At 40.0% G+C, this 915-nt stretch carries 1 protein-coding gene; it reads left to right on the forward strand.

Annotated features, from left to right (window positions below; genetic code table 11):
• Positions 1–915 (forward strand): hypothetical protein (locus tag ACYQ1N_RS07570; RefSeq protein WP_459834513.1); only part of this gene is annotated, 915 nt, incomplete at both ends.

Here is a 915-nt window from a genome sequence, read left to right on the forward strand (position 1 = left end):
CAAATAAAGGCAAGATAGTTGAAAGTGACGGGTCTACGGTTATAAACATATATTATGACAGACCGGAAATGACCATTACATTCATATATTATAATCCGGTTACGGGAGAAGAGGATCACAGAGAGAGCTTCAGTGCGGTATACGGACATGTTACAAGCGGTGTAATAAATTATGATCATAAATACAGATATTACGATCTCGATAAAAATGCTGAAAACGGATCGATAATTTCTTATTTTAATTACTTTGGTCCTAATATGGCGGACGATTACCATATTGTGTATAACGGAATGAAACTGAAAGAGGAAGCAGATAAAAAGTATACTTTGTTGTATCATATGCAGGATCCGGACGGTACGTGGAAGCACGAAAGCTACAAGAAAATTGAATATCTTCCGGGGACCGGAAGGCGTGGAAGTACATTTCATCCAAGTGACAGGGCCTATGTTGGATATTATTACTGGACAAACAGTGAAGATGAATTTACGACGGATGTATCAGACTCCAATAAAGAACTGTTTCCGTATGCAGGTAAGGAGCAGACCATAGTAACGGCTGACGGAGGAAATCCGGTAAATGATTATGACGGAGACGGAAAAAGCTGGTTACATATATATTGGAAAAGACAGGCATATAATTTAAAGTTTTACGGGGCAGACAATGAAGAGGTTTCCATTTTAAACGGAGCACCTCTTTCATATGCCAAAGAGAGCCTTAACAATCCCGTGAGACATCAGTCAGTTCCGGAGGATTATATTTTTATGGGATGGTATCTCACACCGGATTTCTCTGAGGGAACGGAACTGGATTCGGATAATTATATAATGCCAATGCAGGATATGACAATATATGCAAAGTGGCAGCCTCAGGATGTGACGGTTACGGTTGAAGGCAACGGAGCGGATTCAAAACTTA

The organism is Howardella ureilytica (assembly GCF_054657495.1).